Annotated in this window: 16 protein-coding genes; 6 read left to right on the forward strand and 10 right to left on the reverse strand. The window is 33.5% G+C overall.

Going from position 1 to position 14,884, the window contains the following annotated elements:
- Positions 1 to 94: 94 nt before the first annotated feature.
- Together JMUB898_RS01880 and JMUB898_RS01885 are read left to right on the forward strand one after the other, a co-directional pair.
- Positions 95 to 1,096, forward strand: coding sequence for a zinc ribbon domain-containing protein (locus tag JMUB898_RS01880; protein WP_037541690.1), 1,002 nt, complete (start codon positions 95 to 97; stop codon positions 1,094 to 1,096).
- Positions 1,096 to 2,415 carry a zinc ribbon domain-containing protein gene (locus tag JMUB898_RS01885; RefSeq protein ID WP_002444420.1) on the forward strand — a complete coding sequence of 440 codons (1,320 nt, stop codon included), beginning with the start codon at positions 1,096 to 1,098 and terminating at the stop codon, positions 2,413 to 2,415. The genes JMUB898_RS01880 and JMUB898_RS01885 overlap by 1 nt, the downstream gene beginning before the upstream one ends.
- A 93-nt stretch (positions 2,416 to 2,508) precedes the next feature.
- Here the strand turns inward: JMUB898_RS01885 and JMUB898_RS01890 are convergent, their stop codons facing one another.
- Positions 2,509 to 4,191, reverse strand: coding sequence for a CocE/NonD family hydrolase (locus tag JMUB898_RS01890; RefSeq protein WP_002444419.1), 1,683 nt, complete (start codon positions 4,189 to 4,191; stop codon positions 2,509 to 2,511).
- A gap of 150 nt (positions 4,192 to 4,341) precedes the next feature.
- Here JMUB898_RS01890 and JMUB898_RS01895 point away from each other — a divergent pair, with 150 nt between their 5' ends.
- Positions 4,342 to 4,935: a TetR/AcrR family transcriptional regulator gene (locus JMUB898_RS01895; protein WP_037541689.1), complete on the forward strand. Its 594-nt coding sequence runs from the start codon at positions 4,342 to 4,344 to the stop codon at positions 4,933 to 4,935.
- A gap of 127 nt (positions 4,936 to 5,062) precedes the next feature.
- On the opposite strand, the gene JMUB898_RS01900 is transcribed toward JMUB898_RS01895, so the two are convergent.
- Positions 5,063 to 5,512 carry a VOC family protein gene (locus JMUB898_RS01900; protein WP_002444416.1) on the reverse strand — a complete coding sequence of 150 codons (450 nt, stop codon included), beginning with the start codon at positions 5,510 to 5,512 and terminating at the stop codon, positions 5,063 to 5,065.
- Between the two features lie 166 nt (positions 5,513 to 5,678).
- Here JMUB898_RS01900 and JMUB898_RS01905 point away from each other — a divergent pair, with 166 nt between their 5' ends.
- Together JMUB898_RS01905 and JMUB898_RS01910 are read left to right on the forward strand one after the other, a co-directional pair.
- Positions 5,679 to 6,179: a hypothetical protein gene (locus JMUB898_RS01905; protein WP_002444414.1), complete on the forward strand. Its 501-nt coding sequence runs from the start codon at positions 5,679 to 5,681 to the stop codon at positions 6,177 to 6,179.
- A 159-nt stretch (positions 6,180 to 6,338) separates the two neighbouring features.
- Positions 6,339 to 7,055 carry an epoxyqueuosine reductase QueH gene (locus JMUB898_RS01910; protein ID WP_002444412.1) on the forward strand — a complete coding sequence of 239 codons (717 nt, stop codon included), beginning with the start codon at positions 6,339 to 6,341 and terminating at the stop codon, positions 7,053 to 7,055.
- 78 nt (positions 7,056 to 7,133) lie between these two features.
- Here JMUB898_RS01910 and JMUB898_RS01915 read toward each other — a convergent pair whose 3' ends face one another.
- Together JMUB898_RS01915 and JMUB898_RS01920 are read right to left on the reverse strand one after the other, a co-directional pair.
- Positions 7,134 to 7,355, reverse strand: coding sequence for a hypothetical protein (locus tag JMUB898_RS01915; protein WP_119520833.1), 222 nt, complete (start codon positions 7,353 to 7,355; stop codon positions 7,134 to 7,136).
- Between the two features lie 183 nt (positions 7,356 to 7,538).
- Positions 7,539 to 8,603: a quinone-dependent dihydroorotate dehydrogenase gene (locus JMUB898_RS01920; RefSeq protein WP_002444408.1), complete on the reverse strand. Its 1,065-nt coding sequence runs from the start codon at positions 8,601 to 8,603 to the stop codon at positions 7,539 to 7,541.
- Positions 8,604 to 8,831: 228 nt separating this feature from the next.
- Between JMUB898_RS01920 and JMUB898_RS01925 the strand changes: the two genes are divergently transcribed.
- Positions 8,832 to 9,689, forward strand: a complete 858-nt coding sequence (locus tag JMUB898_RS01925; RefSeq protein ID WP_002444406.1) for a fructosamine kinase family protein — start codon at positions 8,832 to 8,834, stop codon at positions 9,687 to 9,689.
- A gap of 71 nt (positions 9,690 to 9,760) precedes the next feature.
- Here JMUB898_RS01925 and JMUB898_RS01930 read toward each other — a convergent pair whose 3' ends face one another.
- The 6 genes from JMUB898_RS01930 to JMUB898_RS01955 all read right to left on the reverse strand — a co-directional run bounded on the left by JMUB898_RS01930 (position 9,761) and on the right by JMUB898_RS01955 (position 14,788).
- The gene (locus JMUB898_RS01930) at positions 9,761 to 10,705 is read right to left on the reverse strand and encodes an amidohydrolase family protein (protein WP_002444404.1); all 945 of its coding nucleotides are present in this window, start codon (positions 10,703 to 10,705) and stop codon (positions 9,761 to 9,763) included.
- Positions 10,706 to 10,894: 189 nt separating this feature from the next.
- Entirely contained in the window at positions 10,895 to 11,515 is a 621-nt protein-coding gene (locus tag JMUB898_RS01935) for a nuclear transport factor 2 family protein (protein WP_002444402.1), read from the reverse strand.
- A 34-nt stretch (positions 11,516 to 11,549) separates the two neighbouring features.
- A complete protein-coding gene (locus tag JMUB898_RS01940) occupies positions 11,550 to 12,386 on the reverse strand; it encodes an alpha/beta fold hydrolase (RefSeq protein WP_037541686.1) in 837 nt (278 codons plus the stop codon).
- Positions 12,387 to 12,411: 25 nt separating this feature from the next.
- Positions 12,412 to 13,416, reverse strand: a complete 1,005-nt coding sequence (locus tag JMUB898_RS01945; RefSeq protein ID WP_002444399.1) for an amidohydrolase family protein — start codon at positions 13,414 to 13,416, stop codon at positions 12,412 to 12,414.
- Positions 13,417 to 13,526: 110 nt separating this feature from the next.
- On the reverse strand, positions 13,527 to 14,231 hold the full coding sequence (locus JMUB898_RS01950; RefSeq protein WP_002444397.1) for an SDR family NAD(P)-dependent oxidoreductase: 705 nt from the start codon (positions 14,229 to 14,231) through the stop codon (positions 13,527 to 13,529).
- A 14-nt stretch (positions 14,232 to 14,245) separates the two neighbouring features.
- Positions 14,246 to 14,788, reverse strand: a complete 543-nt coding sequence (locus JMUB898_RS01955; RefSeq protein WP_037541685.1) for a TetR/AcrR family transcriptional regulator — start codon at positions 14,786 to 14,788, stop codon at positions 14,246 to 14,248.
- Between the last annotated feature and the right edge of the window lie 96 nt (positions 14,789 to 14,884).

Below are 14,884 nucleotides of genomic sequence, written 5' to 3' on the forward strand. Positions count from 1 at the left end.
AATCAATAAAAATATTTAAATTACTGTAGATAACAATATAAATGTAATGGTATAATTTTAAAGATTTCAAAAAATTAAAATGGGAGGGACATTTATGCATTGTCCGAAATGTGGAAATCCAATTGAACCAGACGATTTATTCTGTGGGGAATGCGGGCATAAAATCGAAAAACGTTCAAAAGCTGTGCATTCTGCTGAAAGGGATATTTCAAATGCAGAACATACAGAATCCGAAGCACCACATCAAGATTTAACAGGAAATAACAAGTCTATGTACGACGCTGAAAGCATGAACGAGCAACATTCAACTACACAACATAAAGGTCAGCAACAAGTATCTCATGAGCAACAAAGACCTCATCATCACAATACTTCTACATACGAGCAACACACACATCCACAGTCATATCATTCTTATCAAGATAAACAACAACAAGCTAATCAGCCTAACCAATTTAGTGAACAAGCTAAAGAAGTAACAGAGGAAAGTAAAGGTTTCTTTAAAAGCGCATTTGTTTCACCAGATCAAATCATTAAAAGCCAACATACGTTTAGTTTTAAATTATTATTTTCTCTTCTTATCATAGGTTTGATTTTGATAGCACTTTTAATTGGGGCAATGATTCCATCTGAAGTCGCTTATATAGGCACTTCAAAAGGATCCATAGTAATATCTATACTTTTAGGGATTGTTCTCTTTTTAGCAGTAATCATAGGAGCAACATATGGTGTGACACGTTTAGTTGTAAGACAACCTATTACCTTTAAAAAAGTACTCTCAGATTATGTTCTTATCAACAGCGTGACCGTTGCAGTATTACTTATTTCTATTATATTGTTTTTTGCGCATTCTTATCGTTTTGCGTCAACAGTATTTATATTATCAATCTTATTATTAGTAGTTTCTGGTGTGTACTTGATTGCCAAATATAGTGCCAATCATGACACACGACTATCTAGCTTTTACGGAATAATTATATTTAGCGTTGTGGTTTTCTTATTTATAAGTATTTTTGGAGAATCATTCTTTAATCAGATATTCGGAAACTTAATTGATCGTTTAGGTGATATTTTTGAAGGAGGTATGAATTACTAATGAAGTATTGTAGTAATTGTGGTCAACCCTTACGTGAAGGTGTGAAAGTTTGTACGAATTGTGGTACGCCAGTCAATCAACATCATCAAAGTCATTCTCAACCTCAGTATCGCCAAACTTCAAATCATCATGCTCCAACACATAATGGAAATAAGAAGACATGGATAATTATTTCTATTGTTGCAGTAATCATTATAGCTTTGATTGCACTGTTTTTAATTTTGAAAAGTCAATTGTCACCAGAAAAGCAAGCGTCTCAAATTGCGCATGCAATTAAACAAGATGATGCGAAAGCTTTATCTAAAGAAGTGACATCTGGTAATAGTCACTTGAGTGAAGAAGAAGCTCGTGCATACCTTAATTATATTAAAGAGGAAGATGATTTAACTCATGTAGGCAACAGCATTGAACAAACTACAAAAGAAGTTAAAGATAATTATTATAAAAATTCCTCAGTAGATGCAAATGGAAATAATATTTTAAATATTTCTAAAGATGGGAAAAAATATTTATTCTTTGACAATTATCAATTTGACGTTCCTCATTATTCTATCAATCTTTTAGCAAGTAATAGCGGAAAAGTGACTTATCAATTTAATGATGAGAAACATACAATTACAGTTAATGAAAATGAAGAGAAAAAGTTAGGAACATTTCCAATTGGTAATTATAATTTAAAAGCAACTAAAAATATGGATGGTAAGAAATTTAACGGCGCAATCGTGATAAATATGAGCGATGATACGTCGAATGCATATGAATCATTCAAACAAAAACGCTTCAATGTCTTTGTAGATGGTGGTTATATGTTGGATAATGTGAAAATATATGCAAACGGCAAACAAATAGGTGATGAATCATCATCAGAAACGTATGGTCCTTATGATCCTGATGAAGATGTTGTAGTACATGCTGAAGGTTCATACGAAGGCAAAACATTTAAATCTAATTCTGTAAATGTCGCTAGCGCAAGTGAAGATGATGGTGGAGTAACAGATGTAGATTTGAAATTTGATGAAGATGAAATCGACAAATATGTAGATGAAGATATAAAGAGTGACTCAGAATCAGACTCTAATGATGATTCTGAAGAAGTGACACGTGATAATGTAATCGATAAAGTTGAATCATACGAAGGTCACAATTTAGATACAAGTAAATATACTTATAAAGAACCTGAAAAAACAGATGATGGTGATTGGGGCTTCTCATTTACTGATAAAAACGGTGATTTAGCTGGATCATATACTGTAGATTCAGAAGATGGTCTTGTTACCAAATATGATAAAGATGGCGAAGAAGTTGGTTCAGGTTACTAATAGTTAGAAGAAAAGCACTAACATAAGCAACTAAGTCAATTAGAATTTGAGTAATTCAAAATTGGCTTAGCATGACTTAGTTAGTGCTTTTTATTATTGAGGTATGATTGGAATAATCAATTGAGAGTCATAGTTTCCACCGGTATGAACATGATGGATACCTTGATTGACAGTTTCATGATGTTCATAACGTGTGCTTAAACCTGGAGAGCTATTGCCTTTAATGATTTCATTTCCTTTAATCACAACTACAATAGATTCTCCTTTTTTGAAATATGTGCTTGAAGGTAATATCTCAATTTCAATAGGTACAATTTCACCATTTTTAATTTTTAATTCTTGTTCATGTTTGTGCCAAGGTTGTGCAATGGTTGATTTGTCTTTATCTAGTTCTCGGTGTGATACCCTTAACCAACCTGTAGCTACTTGTCCATTTTCAATATGGTTAAAGTCAGGGAAATGAACTTCTTCACCCTGTTTATTGAGTTTTTTGATTCCTGCAAAGATATCCATATCGTCAGTTTCTTCAGTTGAAACCCACAATTTTAAGTTCATATTACCTGTGATTTCTGTATCTTCTGAAAAGGTATGAGTAAATCGTAATTCGTCAGTATCTTTTTCAGAATGATAACTTGTAACGTGAGTTTGATTTGGTACTTCATGAGTTAATGACATGTCTTCTCCTTCTAAATATAGAGAAGTATATTGTGTATTTGGAATAGGAAAATTAGAAGCTTTCCGATAATGACCTTGATAGAATTGATTTCTAACTTCATAAGTCACATGAGGTGTATCTTTCCAATCATTGTCTTCTTTTTTTAAATAATAATCGAAGAATGACTTTTGTTTTTCTAGATTTTCACGTGCATAGTAACTTTCCCATTCCTTACGTCCATGTATATATAACCATTTATCAACTGAGCTTGCTTGTTTGAAGCCTTCGAAAGAGCCACGATTGTGTAATCCTTGCGTAGACCAACTTGCACAAGTTAATAAAGGAATACGTATATTTGATAGAGGAACTTGGCGTGCTTTCCAATAATCATCGAAAAGTGGATGCGCACTTTGTGCTTTAATTAAGTCTTCTATATTAGGATTTTTTGGCCATCTTGCGAAAATACCTTGAATCCAAAAGCGATAAAAACCTGTATCTGGAATACCACCGTGGAATGCGATTTCACGATACATATCATTTAAACCTTCCCAAGGAATCATAGCTTTCAAATGAGGTGGATTTAGAGAGGCTACCCACCATTGAGTAACAGCTAGATAAGAAACACCATTTGTACCAACACTTCCATTGCTCCATTCTTGTTGTGAAGCCCATTCAATCACTTCGTAATAATCTTTGGCTTCTCGTTCTGACCAAGGTGATAACACGCCATTTGAACCAGAGCTTCCTCTAAGTGCTACTTTAACTACGACATAATCATTTGGTACCCAAAATCCAGGATCTGGAGATTCTTCTGGTGTAAAACTTGAAGTCGCTATATTTCCTAATGTAGGCCATTTTGCTCCCATATTAGTGATTTTAGGTTTATTATCTTTCCCATATGTGTCCGCTGACATAACGACTGGAAAGCGTCCTTCTTTGTTAGGTCTGAAAATATTTAAATATAACGCTTCGCCATCTTTCATAATAACTTTGACATCTTTTTCCATGATCATTTCTTGGTTACCATATTGTACGCTGTCTACAACAATATGGTTAGTGCCTGATTTTACATCGTTAACATGAGTCACTTCTAAATTTGGATTTCCTAATAATTGTTTCATAGCTTACCCCTTCCTTTGTTGAGAATCATTTTCAATACATCTTCATCATACAAAGAGGGAATATAGATAACAATCCTCATTTCTTTAAGTTTGTCTAAAATCCAACACATTGCTTATAATTGTGGAAAGAAATTAATAGAAGGTGACATGATGTCTCAAGATAGGAGAGTAAGAAAAACACAAAAAGCTATTAAAGACGCGCTCATTTCATTGCTCAACAAGAAAAGCTTTAGTGATATTACAATTCAAGAAATTTCAGATATGGCAGATGTTAACAGAAGTACATTCTATACACATTATTTAGATAAATATGATTTATTAGATCAAATGGAAAATGAAAAGATTGATGAGATACGAAGTTTTATAAAAGGAAATACTCATTTTGATAATGAAACTTTTTCTGAAAATCAGCTACGAGAAACAATGGAATTTGTAATTAGTAGTATAGGAAAGCATCTAGAATTTTATAAACTGATGTTTAATATTGGAAAAGACTCTAATTTGCATGAGAAACTATATGAATTATTAACAGGCCACCTTAATAATGTTGTAAACGACGATGACAAAATCGGCGATATTCCATTCCCATATTTTATGAGTTATGTTTCAGGAGCAGGTTTATCATTGATACGTCATTGGGTTGAAGATGAAAATAGAATTTCACAAGAAGCATTGATTCAACATTTTTATGAAATCGTGAATTATGGTCCTGCAACGATTATAAGAAGAGAAAAAAGAAGTTGAAAATACTGAGAGGGAAGTTGACTGCTAGGGAAACGCAACCACGTAAAACTGACGTAACAAATTAAATATACTCCTAAAAAGAAGTCTCAAGTGCTTCATTTTAGGAGTTATTTTTCCGAATAACCTATTATTTATTCATTTTCGAATAATCTTGGCCGTTAAGCATCCAACGTACACCATATTTGTCCGTAAATGCTCCCATTGTTCCGCCCCAAAATTGTTCAGCAAGAGGCATTTCAATATTTAAAGATTCATGATCTTTAATTCTATCGTAGAAATTTTCAACTCTTTCAGCATCGTCTTTATCATTAACATCATAATCAATTAATAATGATATTCCATTATTAATGTTTTCCACGCGACCAAAAGAATCAGAACATAAGATTTTAACACCTAATATTTCAAATTCAGCATGCATTGTTGCTTCATCAGCTTGATCTTTTGTTAAACCAAAGTTCTCAGCTTGCTCTTCTCCAACTGCTAATCTATTCACATTTGTTGCGCCAAACACATCTTCATAGTATTCAATAGCATCTTTAGCTTTTTCAAATGATAAATAAGGATGTAATTGTGTCATATTTTTATAACCCCTTTATTTACAAAATTTCTTTCTAAAGCGATCATACTATAAATATAAATGAGTGTCCTCAAATTAAAACTATTAAAATGTCGGCTATATTTGACACATTTGAACTTGTCGTATATATTTGACATTGAGAAAAGATATTGAGGAGTGAAACGAGATGAGTAAATTCAATGATTTAATGCTTAATTGGGTCACAAGTACCTCTACGAAAAAAGATGAAAGAGAAAAATCGGAGCTCAATCAAAAATTAGCAAACATGTTCGGGATATACTATATAATTACTGCAATATTAATTGCAGTGTTTACAGGTATAGATATGTATCATCACACCATTTCGATACAAACGATACTTTTATTTGCTACGTTCTTTATATTTAATTTGATAATCGTATTTAACTTTAGTAAGAACCGATATTTTGAGGAAGCGGCGTATTCACCAAAAGAATATAAGAAATTAGTAAAGCGATACACAATACTGAGTATTATATTTATGGTTTATTTTGGTTGTTGCATGGCATTCTTTTCGGTAATGTTAGATTATTTTTGGAACGATCCTATTAGTTGGACCAATAATATACTACATGGATTGATTTCAGGATTCTTTTTTGGTGCATTCATGTTTTGTGTGTATATTATTAAGCTGAAAAAGGAATACTGAATGATTAAAATAAAGTGCTAGCGTATGAATGTTTAACAGGAAAATTTCATTTTTAAGTATTTTAAAAATTAAATATTAAAATAGCCTCTCTTTATACATCTGATAATATATAATAAAGTCAAACTATATTTACCGGATGTATTAAAGGGAGGTTTTGTCATGATCGAAGCGGATCAAATATTGGCAAAAATGAAAAATCAGAAAATCAATTACGATAAAGTTTTGAGAAAAATGATATCTCAGTGGGAACGTGAAGGGGAGCGTCCACGAATTTTATTACATAGTTGTTGTGCACCATGTAGTACTTATACTTTGGAATTTCTTACACAATATGCAGATATTGCGATTTACTTTGCTAATCCTAATATTCATCCTAAGAGTGAGTATTTGAGACGTGCTAAAGTTCAAGAACAATTTGTAAAGGATTTTAATGAAAAGACAGGCGCCAATGTGGAATACATTGAAGCGGAATATAAACCACATGAATTTATGAAAATGGCTAAAGAAAAGGGGCTTACTGAAGAACCTGAGGGAGGGCTACGATGTACAGCATGCTTTGAAATGCGCTTAGAAATTGTAGCGCAAGCGGCAGTCAAATATGGTTACGATTATTTTGGAAGTGCCATCACACTTTCTCCTAAAAAGAACGCGCAACTCATTAACGAGTTAGGTATGGATGTTCAAAATATCTATAATGTTAAATATCTGCCGAGTGACTTCAAAAAGAATAAAGGGTATGAACGCTCTATTGAAATATGTAAAGACTATAATATATTTAGACAGTGTTATTGTGGTTGTGTCTTTGCAGCCATGAAACAAGGCATTGATTTTAAACAAATTAATAAAGAAGCAAATGCATTTTTACAACAGTTTTAACGATAAAAATCCCAAAAGTAGAAGGAAATGAGCGTTTTAGTAAAGGCTACTTCTCTACGTTTGGGATTTTCTATAGCATTACATCATTTTATGAATAAATCTAAATATGGCTAAACCTGCGATAACAATCATTGATAAAAGTGAGAATATCTTAAACTTTTTGCTCTCAGTTTGTTTCTCTGATTCGCCTGTTTCCATCATTTCACGTAATTCGCGTTCAATTTCTAAGTCTAAATCTGTTTTTCGATAACCGTTTAAACCTTGTCGTTCATCTTCATTATCCTCATGTTGCTTAGGCATTTCAGTCGATGTCTCTTGCTTCACTTGTTCATTTTTATCTTTGTTCTCGTCACTCATCTTTATGCCTCCTAAATTCATGAAACACATATTTTTATTACAGTATAAAACGTTTTAAATATATGTAAAGAATTTTTTAAAGGTAAAATATAATTAATATGAATTTACGACTAACGGATTATCAAATTATGCATCTAAACCAATAATATCACTTACCTTATGATAGTTATTTTCAGTTAGATACTGGGCAATTTCTTTATTTATTTTCTTAGTTAAACCTGGACCTTCAATGACTAAAGAAGAATAAATTTGTAATAATGATGCACCGTTTCTTAACATTTTAATCGCATCTTCTGAACTAAAGATGCCTCCAGTACCAATAATTAAGAATTTACCTTGCGTCTCTTGATATGCATATTTAACAAGTTTTAAGTTGCGTTCAAATAAAGGCTTACCACTTAATCCGCCTTCTTCAGTTTTATTGTCTGAAGTTAATCCATCACGTTGACGCGTTGTATTGGCAAGGATAACACCGTCAAACGTTTTCGTAATTGACGGTAAAATGTTTTTGAAACCTTCTAATTCCATGTCTGAAGTTAATTTTAAGAATATAGGTACATTGATTTCATTTTCAGATTTAAAATGAGTTAAAGCTTCACAAAGCATTGAAAATTCATCTTTGTCATGGAAATTCTGTAAATTCTCAGTATTTGGAGAGCTAATATTTACAGTAAAGAAAGTGACGTCATTCTTAAATGTGTCAATTACTTTAATATAGTCTTGATAGCGGTCTTCGTATGACGTATTCTTATTCACGCCAACATTTATGCCAACTGGAATAGTGTAGGCATGACGTCGTATGTTACTAAGCGCTTTGTTCATACCAATATTATTGAAACCCATGCGATTAATTAATGCATTATCTTCAACTAAACGATACATACGTGGCTTTGGATTACCTGGTTGAGGTTTAGGTGTAATACCACCTAACTCAATTGCGCCAAAACCAACATGTTCTAAGGCCTTAGGTACTTCGCAAGATTTATCAAATCCAGCAGCAAGTCCTATAGGATTATTGAATTTGATGCCATGGATCGTTTGAGCAAGTATAGGATTACTATAATTGAAAAGTTTATCCATGACTGAATACATAATTGGAAATTTTTGTACTGTTTTGAGGGCATCAATGGTCATTCCATGTGCACGCTCAGGATCTAGTTTAAATAAGAAAGGTTTAACTAATTTATACATGATAACGCTCCTATTTCATTATATTTGAGGCTTACTATCCCCAACTTAATATATTTGAAATCCATTCTTTTAATAGACTAGCATTTTAATAAATATTTTCATAGTTAAATTAGTGAAAGTTAAAAAATTGACTTAATTACAAAGTATAAAGTTGAAGTTGAGATTAATCATCTACAGAATAGGAAATATAATAAGGAATAACGATAAACTTCTTAGGAAGGTGAAAGCATGAAAGCAGAATGGAAAGAAGAACTACCTTTAGAAGGAATTAAGGATATCTCGCCTGTAAGTGGTGGAGATGTTAATGAAGCATTTAAAGTGACTACAACTGAAGATGACATATTCTTTTTACTTGTACAGCGTCATAGACCTGAATCATTCTATGCAGCTGAAATTGCTGGGTTGAATGAATTTGAAAATGCTGGAGTCACGGCGCCACGTGTGATTGCTAGTGGCGAAATCAATGGTGATGCCTATCTTATTTTAAGTTATCTTGAAGAAGGTGGACGTGGAAGTCAACGTGAACTTGGGCAACTTGTTGCGAAAATGCATAGCCAACAGCAACCCGATGGTAAATTTGGTTTTAGTTTACTACATGAAGGTGGAGATATTTCATTTGATAATACATGGACGGATACATGGAAAGAAATTTTTATTGATAGAAGAATGGATCATTTAAGAGATGAACTCATGCGAAAGGGTTTATGGAATGAAGAGGACAACAACGTTTATGAACAAGTGAGAACTGTAATGGTGAATGAATTGGATAACCATGAAAGTAAATCTTCTTTATTACATGGTGATTTATGGGGCGGCAACTATATGTTTCTTACAGATGGAAGTCCAGCTTTATTTGATCCGGCACCACTTTATGGTGATAGAGAGTTTGACTTAGGGATTACTACAGTTTTCGGTGGTTTTACGGAAGAATTTTATGATGAATATGAAAAACATTTTCCATTAGCGAAGGGTGCTCAAAAGAGATTAGAATTTTATAGATTATACTTACTCATGGTGCACTTACTTAAATTTGGTGGCATGTATGCGGCCAGTGTTAATCGCTCGATGGACACAATTTTAGAATAATATTAAACAACCCCACACAGATGCGTTGGTAAAAACGTTCGCTATTGTGTGGGGATAGTTATTGTAGAAAATTAATATTTCATTTTATCTAATAATGCTTTGCCGTTGTCATATAACATATGAATTTTAGAGTCAATTGTAATTAAATCTGTTGATTCTATTTCATTGGCTAACATTGAGACGACTTGATTCGTCGTATAAGGTGCATCAGAACCATAGACAATCTTATCTGGATCAACCATTTCTAATAATGTAGGCAATTGATAAGGTAAAACCTTTCCAGCTAAATCAAAGTAAAGGTTCTTCATCACTTGTTCTAAATCATCGGGTTGTTTTTCAGAGCCAAACATCTTATTACCCATAGCCACACGTTGAGCGATGACAGGTAGTAATGCACCGCAATGAGGGACAATCCATTTAATATTAGGATATTTACTAAAGACATTCTTCTGACTCATATAAATAATTGTACGTGTCGTATCAAAGATAAATTCCATTAATGGTGGCGGAACTTCCTCGCTCATTGCTTTAATCGCAGGTTTTGGTTCGTTAGGATGAATAGCAACTGTAGCTTGACGTTCATTTAACTTTTCAAGAACTGGGTCTAAGCGTTCATCACCTAAATAGACGCCACGTGCATTGGTTGGCAATGTAAAGCCTAAAGCTTGTTGGTCATCTAGCGCTTTGTCTATTGTATTGACGCTTTCTTCTGCGAGCGGTAACGGTAAAGTAGCGAAGAATCCAATTTGATCGCTGTATTGTTGAGTGATGTCGGCTGCGTATGTGTTAACTTCCTCTGCAAGTTCTAACATTTTGTCATCTGGTGCAGCACTGATGTGTGGACTTGAAATGGATAAGACACCATATTCAATATCCTGTTCTTTCATTAAATTGATATATGATTCTGGTGAAAATGGGGGCGTCTTCACGCCATCACCTTTGCCATCAAAGTAATCATCAAGAAATTGACTAAAGCCAGGAGAAATATAATGTGCATGTAAATCTATCTTTTTCATTCTATATACTTCCTTTTAAGTTTCAGTCATCACGCTTTCTTACGGGAACGAGACGAGGAGCCAAGATCTTGGCACTCGTTCTATACCGTAAGGAGGCGGATGCCTTTTTAATTATTACATTTAACTTTGTAGTTTCTACGATTGGGATAGTGAAAATAATTTTTCTAAATGATATTTCTGTCTTATTGCTTATTCTTCATTTTGAGTTAACCAATGATCGAGCTGTTCGTAATATTTATTAACTGCCTCTGGTCGATCAATACCTGGTAAGTCATGATTAACGTCATAACCGAGTTCATTGAGTGCATAGGATAAACAAGCATAACTTTTACGATATCCTTCAAAGTCTGAGTTAGGTAAATTAATAGTAGTTGGTATCACAGGTGTTAATTTATCTTTTTCATAAATGGAACCTAAACCTTTAATTAACCAAATGCCTTCTTCATTTTTTTCGAGACTATAAATAATTTTAGCGTCAGAATCTAATTGCATTTCAACGTTTTTGATATCAACTCGAAATTGTATTGTAGCTTGCATCATAGCGATAGCACGATTGTCATTTATCCACATTTGCGTATTATAAATTTGATGTGGAGCATAGCGATTCATTTCTTCAGAAGATTTGACAAATTCTTCACCTGTACCATCAAACCATGAAATATTTACACGAGAATCTTCTGCAAAGCAGCTTCTCATACTATCCCATAAAGCATTGTCTCTACAGAAACGTTCAAATTGAATTAACTCTAAAATATTTTCCTTATCCAATAAAGTTTCGTTGGTATAAGGTTTATTTCGTTCAAATAGCATTGAATCAAACTCCTTTTTAAACTTCTAAAACGGATTAATTCCAAATGTTTAATAAAACTTCAGCAAAGCCTTCAGGTTTCTGAATATAACCTAAGTGACCGCCAGGGATATCAACAATTTCAATTCCAGTTTCATCTTTAATGAAGAAGTTTACTTCTTGAGGGAAAGAACCTTTAGAGTCTGTACCATTTAATAGCGTAATTATATCTTTATGTTGATTTAAATCCTCAATAGAAATATCAGATTCAGTGTATTGTCGTATTTCATATTTGAACCAACCTAGCATTTCTTCAAAGCGTTTTTTACTTTCCGCGTCATCTTCAGATTGTGCAGGTTTAGACATATATTGTTGGTCAAGTTGACTTGTTTTTAATGTTTCACCGAAAAGTTTCATTGCTTGAGGCATGCCTTCATTAACTGCAATATCTATGATTTCTTCATTTTTATCTTGCCAATACTTAGCATTTGGTAAGAAAGTATTGATAGGTGGTTCATGGAAAGCAATGCGTTTCACAACATCTGGATGTTCTTTTAAAACGTGCATAGCTACAATGGCACCTGAGCTTGAACCTAACACGTATACAGGTTCATCACTTAATGATTTCGCTAATTCAGCGATGTCTTGAGCATCACGTTTAACGCGATAGCGACTGTCAGGGTTTGACACTTCTTCTGGTAACGGTTCAGTTAATTCGCTTTGACCATATCCGCGACGATCGACTGCAACCACTGTGAAATGGTCTTGGATTTGTTTTGCTAGTGGCATGTAAATGTCACCAGTTCCATTTGCACCAGGAATTAAAATAAGTACAGGACCTTTACCAATTTTGTGATAACGTAATTTAGCCCCATGTAATTCTAAAGTTTCCATTTGAAAAACCTCCATTTGAGTCTATTTATTTTTCTAAGCCTAATAATTTAGCACCATTTTTATAGCTGATTTTTTCTTTTTCTTCTTCTGTCAAATCTAATTCGTCTAGGAATGTCCCTAATTTATCAGGTTCAACGTAAGGGTAATCTGCTGAATATAAAATTCGATCGACACCGACTTCTGCTTTGACTAAATCAAATTGTGGTTTAGTTAACATTCCGCTTGGCGTAATATAGAAATTATTTTTGAAATAATAACTAATAGGGTGTTCTAAATGGTCGGCAAATAAGATGTCATCCATACGTTCAAGGAAGAATGGAACAAATTCTCCCCAATGTCCAATAATCATATTTAAGTTAGGATGACGATCAAAGACACCAGATAATACGAGGTGTATAGCGTGAATACCCACATCTACATGCCAACCGTAACCAAAACAAGCGAATGTAGCTGCAGTTACATCTGAATAATTACCTTTATAATAAGCTTGGTAGACATCGCTTTGAACTGGAGAAGGATGTAAGTAAATAGGTACATTTAATGCTTCAGCTGTTGCAAATAAATCATCGTATTGATCTTGATCTAGGAAGCCATTTTTAGGATGTCCCATAATTAATGCACCTTTAAAACCTAATTCTTTAATGCAACGTTTGAATTCTTCAACTGCTGCTTGAGGTTCGTTGATAGGTAATGTGGCAAATCCCACAAATCTATCTGGATGTTCGTTAACATATTTTGCTAATGTATCATTGGCTTGTTGACATAGTTCGATGGCACGCTCACCTTCTAAATTGGAAGGTGCACCATTACCATATGACAATACTTGCATTTCAACATCATGTTCATCCATGAATTTGATACGCTCATCATGTTTTGTAATGTCATCTGCATTCGTAAAGCCTGATTTTTGTTCTAGACCTTTTAGCATGGTTTGCATTGGAACACCGTTAGGGTCTGAAGACATGTACTTCATTGTTTCTTTCTGAATGTCATCCACGACATAATGTTCTTCAAAATTAATACTTTTCACTTGAAATCCTCCAGAGATTGATAAAACTAATTTTTTGTGATTATTATGTGCGATTTACATTTAATGCACTACGTTTTTCCCATTAAAAATAAAAGCAAACACGTACAAAATTACCAAGGCATTGGGCCGTCACCGTCGATAAACGTGCCAGTTGGACCATCAGCATTGATTGTGGCGAGTTCAACAATTGGTTTGACGCCTTCTGATGCTGGTTTAGAGTTGTTGCTGAAGTCTCCAACCAAATCAGTGTTAGTTGAACCTGGGTCTGCAGCATTAATTTGCATGTGTGGAAGACCTTTAGAATATTGTAAAGTCAACATTGTCACCGCTGATTTTGAAGAACAATAAGCGAGGGAATTCACTTTTGATTCAGCTTTATCAGGATTTGTCACCATACCGAATGAACCTAAACCACTACTTACGTTAACGACTACAGGCTGTTGTGATTGCTCTAGTAATGGGATGAATGTATTCATCATTCGAACGATACCGAAGACATTTGTGTTATAAACTTTTTCAACATCTTCTACAGTTATGTCGGCTACTTTGGCAAATCCGCCTGAAATTCCAGCATTATTAATAAGTACATCGACACGTCCTTCTTTTTCGGAAAGGGTTTTGAAAGCTTGTTGAACTGACTCATCATCGCTAACATCAAGTTGTACGTAATCAACACCTAATTCATTAGAAGCTTTTTGACCACGTTCTTCATTTCTTGAACCAATATAAACTTTATAGCCTTTCGCTTTTAATTCTTTAGCTGCCTCATATCCTAAACCTTTATTTCCACCAGTAATTAACGTTACTCTATCCATTTCAAACACCTCGATTAATTTAAATATAGTCTCATTAAGTTATCTCTAATTTCGTTATTTGAAAGTTGTCTTTTACTTCTTTGAATTTCATAAGCCTTTGTAGATAAAGACTTTAATAGCATATCCGTTTTGAATGTAGCCCATCTTTCATCATGACCGTCATGAAATAAATCATAATAGAAATCGAATAAGTCAGAGAAAAATTGGCTATGATGAAATTGAGTCTTAGTATTACTTTCCTCAATACAATTTAATAAATCACTATTTTCAAATTTAAATTTAAGAAAAACATCTAGGGATTGTTTCATAATCTCTTCTTTAGATTGAGAAGTTGAGGCTACACGCTTCATTTGATGGATAATTTCATCAAAATCATGTTCGATAATGTGATAGCACAAATCGCTTTTATCTTTAAAATGACGATAAAGTGTACCCATACCAATTCCTAGTTCTTTAGAAATCCTATTCATGCTGACGGTATCAACACCATGTTCTTTAAATAACTCAATGGCTTTTTCTTCTATGCGTTGACGATTTTCTAAAGCATCTTTTCGCAATACATTCACCTTCTTAATTAATAATTATTGACAAACGGATAATGCTCCGTTTATTATAAGTCATGCTAAATACGAAATCAAATAAGAGACTATATA

Origin of the sequence: Staphylococcus caprae (genome assembly GCF_003966625.1) — a bacterium.
Lineage (GTDB): Bacteria > Bacillota > Bacilli > Staphylococcales > Staphylococcaceae > Staphylococcus > Staphylococcus caprae.

What these genes read in the sequence shown, in the direction of transcription:
- JMUB898_RS01890 (WP_002444419.1), bottom strand. Translation starts at nt 4,191, where the DNA reads ATGAAACAATTATTAGGAAATCCAAATTTAGAAGTGACTCATGTTAAC.
- JMUB898_RS01880 (WP_037541690.1), top strand. Translation starts at nt 95, where the DNA reads ATGCATTGTCCGAAATGTGGAAATCCAATTGAACCAGACGATTTATTC.
- JMUB898_RS01885 (WP_002444420.1), top strand. Translation starts at nt 1,096, where the DNA reads ATGAAGTATTGTAGTAATTGTGGTCAACCCTTACGTGAAGGTGTGAAA.
- JMUB898_RS01940 (WP_037541686.1), bottom strand. Translation starts at nt 12,386, where the DNA reads ATGGAAACTTTAGAATTACATGGGGCTAAATTACGTTATCACAAAATT.
- JMUB898_RS01935 (WP_002444402.1), bottom strand. Translation starts at nt 11,515, where the DNA reads ATGCTATTTGAACGAAATAAACCTTATACCAACGAAACTTTATTGGAT.
- JMUB898_RS01895 (WP_037541689.1), top strand. Translation starts at nt 4,342, where the DNA reads ATGTCTCAAGATAGGAGAGTAAGAAAAACACAAAAAGCTATTAAAGAC.
- JMUB898_RS01915 (WP_119520833.1), bottom strand. Translation starts at nt 7,355, where the DNA reads ATGCCTAAGCAACATGAGGATAATGAAGATGAACGACAAGGTTTAAAC.
- JMUB898_RS01920 (WP_002444408.1), bottom strand. Translation starts at nt 8,603, where the DNA reads ATGTATAAATTAGTTAAACCTTTCTTATTTAAACTAGATCCTGAGCGT.
- JMUB898_RS01925 (WP_002444406.1), top strand. Translation starts at nt 8,832, where the DNA reads ATGAAAGCAGAATGGAAAGAAGAACTACCTTTAGAAGGAATTAAGGAT.
- JMUB898_RS01950 (WP_002444397.1), bottom strand. Translation starts at nt 14,231, where the DNA reads ATGGATAGAGTAACGTTAATTACTGGTGGAAATAAAGGTTTAGGATAT.
- JMUB898_RS01905 (WP_002444414.1), top strand. Translation starts at nt 5,679, where the DNA reads ATGAGTAAATTCAATGATTTAATGCTTAATTGGGTCACAAGTACCTCT.
- JMUB898_RS01900 (WP_002444416.1), bottom strand. Translation starts at nt 5,512, where the DNA reads ATGACACAATTACATCCTTATTTATCATTTGAAAAAGCTAAAGATGCT.
- JMUB898_RS01930 (WP_002444404.1), bottom strand. Translation starts at nt 10,705, where the DNA reads ATGAAAAAGATAGATTTACATGCACATTATATTTCTCCTGGCTTTAGT.
- JMUB898_RS01910 (WP_002444412.1), top strand. Translation starts at nt 6,339, where the DNA reads ATGATCGAAGCGGATCAAATATTGGCAAAAATGAAAAATCAGAAAATC.